3 protein-coding genes are annotated in these 3,909 nt (G+C 73.8%); all 3 read right to left on the bottom strand.

Going from position 1 to position 3,909, the window contains the following annotated elements; all coding sequences use genetic code 11:
* A partial coding sequence (gene mtrB, locus BN2279_RS07535) for an MtrAB system histidine kinase MtrB (protein ID WP_104530961.1) occupies positions 1 to 1,807 on the bottom strand: 1,807 nt, incomplete at its 3' end.
* Positions 1,808 to 1,820: 13 nt separating this feature from the next.
* Complete coding sequence (gene mtrA, locus BN2279_RS07540) at positions 1,821 to 2,498, bottom strand: two-component system response regulator MtrA (RefSeq protein WP_049580612.1); 678 nt, start codon at positions 2,496 to 2,498, stop codon at positions 1,821 to 1,823.
* Entirely contained in the window at positions 2,495 to 3,589 is a 1,095-nt protein-coding gene (mtnA, locus tag BN2279_RS07545) for an S-methyl-5-thioribose-1-phosphate isomerase (protein ID WP_059007733.1), read from the bottom strand. Before mtnA ends, mtrA begins: the two co-directional genes overlap by 4 nt.
* Between the last annotated feature and the right edge of the window lie 320 nt (positions 3,590 to 3,909).

Here is a 3,909-nt window from a genome sequence, read left to right on the forward strand (position 1 = left end):
GGTATCGGGTGTCGTGTTCGAGAGCGGGGCGAGCCCGCCCGGAAGCCACCGAACCCGCGTCGTCGCCGGGGGCAGAGGTGTAGAAGAGCCAGCGCGGGAGCCGCGCGACACGGGCCCGGTTGGCCCGCGAGTCGCCCGGCTCCAGCGGCAGCGGCGACCCGCGCAGCGGGCCGCCGACCGACCGCGGCAGCGTCAGCCGGAACTGCGCGCCGCCGCCCGGCTCGCCCCACGCCTCCAGCCTGCCGCCGTGCAGATGCGTGTCCTCCACGGCGATCGACAACCCCAGACCGGTGCCGCCCGTGGTCCGCGCCCGCGCCGGGTCGGCCCGCCAGAAACGGCTGAAGACCTGCTCCGCGTCGCCCGGCCGCAGCCCGATGCCGTAGTCGCGCACGGCGACGGCCACCATGCCGCCGTCCCGGCTCGCCGCCAGCCGGACGACGATGTCGCGGCCCTCGCCGTGCTCGATGGCGTTGACGACGAGGTTGCGCACCACGCGCTCGATCCGCCGGGGGTCGGCCTCCGCGACGACGGGCCGGGTCGCGCCGCGCACCACCAGCCGGCTGCCCTTCCGTTCGGCCAGCGGCTCGGCACCCTCCACGACCCGGTGCACCACGTCCCGCAGGTCGGTGTCCTCGGCCTCCAGCCGGGCCGCGCCCGCGTCGAACCGGCTGATCTCCAGCAGGTCCGCGAGCAGCGACTCGAACCGGTCGAGCTGGCTGAGCAGCAGCTCCGCCGACCGCGAGGTCGCCGGGTCGAACTCGCCGCGCGCCTCGTGGATGACGTCCGCCGCCATCCGCACGGTCGTCAGCGGCGTCCGCAGCTCGTGCGACACGTCCGACACGAAACGGCGCTGCATCCGCGACAGCTCCTCCAACTGCTGGATCTGCAACTGGAGATTGCGCGCCATCTTGTTGAACGACTCGCCCAGCCGCGCGATGTCGTCCTCGCCGCTGACCTTCATCCGCTCGTGCAGCCGCCCGGCGGCCAGCCGCTCGGCGATCCTGGCCGCCATCCGCACCGGCGTGACCACCTGCCGCACCACGAGCCAGGCGATCGCGCCCAGCAGCACCACGACGAACAGCCCGGCCGTGGCGATGGTGCCGGTGACCAGGCTGAGGGACTTCTCCTCCTGCGTGAAGGGGAAGACGAAGTAGAGCTGGTACTGGTGGCCCTCGTTGTCGGCCAGCCGCCGGCCGATGATCAGCGCGGCCTCGGTGTCGCCGTTCTGCCGCACGATCGTGTGGTACTGCCGGTGGGTCGCCAGGTCCGCGTCCAGCGCCTCCCGCAGCTCCTCCGGGATGCTCCGCTCGGGATCGACGTCGCCCTGCGCCCGCGCGCCCAGCGGCGCCGGCTCCGCGTCGCCGACGAACGGCGTGGAGAGCCGCGACGGCAGCGCCACCACCGAGAACACGCCCTGCCCGCCGCTGGCGAGCTGCTGCACGATGCTCGTCATCCACTCGCCCGCGTCGGTCGACCGCCCGGACGCGGCGCCCTGCCCGTCGCCGTCGCTGGCGGCCTGCTCCTTCGCCGCGGCGAAACCGCCCTCGGCCTGGCTCTGCGCCGTCTGCCGCTTGGCCTCCAGCAGACCGTTGCGCACCTGCCCGACCACCACGAAGCCCAGCACCAGCACCACCGCGAGCGAGAGCAGCAGCGTGCTGGCCACCACACGGAGCTGGATGTTGCGCCGCCACAGCCGCATCACCGACAGCAGCGGGCCGCGGGCCCAGCGCCCGAAGATCCGGATCGCGGGCTGGGCCCGGCTGCCCGTCGCCCGCTCGGTCAGCAGCCTCGGACTCTGCCACCACATCCGGTCGGACACGTCAGCTTGACCCGGCCTTGTAACCCACCCCGCGGACCGTCACCACGATCTCCGGCCGCTCCGGATCCTTCTCCACCTTCGAACGCAGCCGCTGCACATGCACGTTGACCAGCCGGGTGTCCGCCGCGTGCCGGTACCCCCACACCTGCTCCAGCAGCACCTCGCGCGTGAACACCTGCCACGGCTTGCGCGCCAGCGCCACCAGCAGGTCGAACTCCAGCGGCGTCAGCGAGATCGTCTGCGGACCCCGCTTCACCGAGTGCCCCGCCACGTCGATCACCAGATCACCGATCGCGAGCTGCTCGGGCGCCGGCTCCTCGGAACGCCGCAGCCGCGCCCGGATGCGGGCGATCAGCTCCTTCGGCTTGAAGGGCTTCACGATGTAGTCGTCGGCGCCGGACTCCAGGCCCACCACCACGTCCACCGTGTCGCTCTTCGCGGTGAGCATGACGATCGGCACACCCGACTCGCCGCGGATGAGGCGGCACACCTCGATGCCGTCCCGCCCGGGCAGCATCAGGTCCAGCAGCACCAGATCCGGCTTGATCTCACGGAACGCGGCCAGCGCCTTGTCCCCGTCCGCCACGAACGACGGCTCGAACCCCTCACCGCGCAGCACGATGCCGAGCATCTCCGCCAGCGCGGTGTCGTCGTCGACGACGAGTACGCGACCCTTCATGCCTTCATCATTCCATCCCCTGAATCCATCTCCGACGCACGTGACCCCGAACACACTTCCGCCAGGCTCCCCCGGTCAACCGGCGACACCACCCCCTGTTCGGTGACGATCGCGGTCACCAGTTCGGGAGGCGTCACATCGAACGCCGGGTTGTACGCCTGCGCGCCCACCGGCGCGACCGGCACCCCGGGCGCCACATCCGTCACCTCGTGTCCCGGCCGCTGCTCGATGTGGATCGCCGCGCCGTCCGGCGTCGCCAGATCCACCGTGCTCACCGGGGCCACCACCACGAACGGCACCCCGTGGTGCCGGGCCAGCACCGCCAGCGGATAACTGCCCACCTTGTTGGCCACCGAGCCGTCCGCCGCGATCCGGTCCGCCCCGATGAACACCGCGTCCACCTCGCCGGCCGCGAACAGCGACCCGGCCGCCGCGTCCGCCAGCACCGCGTACGGCATCCCGTCCCGCGCCGCCTCCCACGCCGTCAGCCGCGCCCCCTGGAGCAGCGGCCGGGTCTCGTCCACCCACAGCTTCCGCAGCTCCCCCGCGCGGTGCGCGGCCCGCACCACCGCCAGCGCCGTGCCCTCACCGCCGGAGACCAGCGCCCCCGTGTTGCAGTGCGTCAGGATCCGGTACCGGCCGCCCGGCAGCAGCTCGTTCAGCAGCGCCCGGCCCAGCTCGGCCATACGGTCGCTCGCCTCGGCGTCCTCCCGGTGCAGGGCCACCGCCGCCTCCAGCGCGGCCCGCGCCGCGCCCGGCCCGTCGCCGCCCGCCGCCCGGTACGCGGCGAGCGCCCGCTCCACCCCGTACGCCAGATTCACCGCGGTCGGCCGCGCCCCGGCGAGCGATCCGGCCGCCTCCCCGACGTCGTACCCGCGGGCCGCGGCCAGCGCCACTCCGTACGCCCCGGCGAGGCCGAGGACCGGGGCGCCCCGGACGGCGAGCGACTGGATCGCCGCCACGAGCCCCGGCACGTCCGTACAGACCAGCTCCACCTCCTCGGCTGGCAGCCGGGTCTGGTCGAGCAGCACCAGCACCGGCCCGTCGGGCGGCTCGGCCCAGCGCACGGCGGGGAGTCTGAGTTCAGCCATTGGCACAGTGTGCCCTCACCACGCGGGCGAGAGAAGGCGTGGGCCCCTTGGGCCGCCCCGGCGCGCCCGCCGTACCGCCATGGCACGATGGGCGCCAGACCTGGCCGACATCACCAGTCGGCGACGTCGGCAACGACGGTGCGAAGCGACCGAGGAGAGATTGTGAGCGACTCGCCGGGCTGGGCGTCCCCCGGATCACCGCCACCGGAGAACGACCGGAACGACTCCGCACCGGCCGAACCGCCCGCGTCCGCACCCGAGCAGCCCCCCGCCCCCCCCCCCCCCCACACCCCCCCCCCCCCCCCCCCCACACCCACCAA

Source organism: Streptomyces specialis (genome assembly GCF_001493375.1).
GTDB lineage: Bacteria > Actinomycetota > Actinomycetes > Streptomycetales > Streptomycetaceae > Streptomyces > Streptomyces specialis.

What these genes read in the sequence shown, in the direction of transcription:
- mtrA (WP_049580612.1), bottom strand. Translation starts at nt 2,498, where the DNA reads ATGAAGGGTCGCGTACTCGTCGTCGACGACGACACCGCGCTGGCGGAG.
- mtnA (WP_059007733.1), bottom strand. Translation starts at nt 3,589, where the DNA reads ATGGCTGAACTCAGACTCCCCGCCGTGCGCTGGGCCGAGCCGCCCGAC.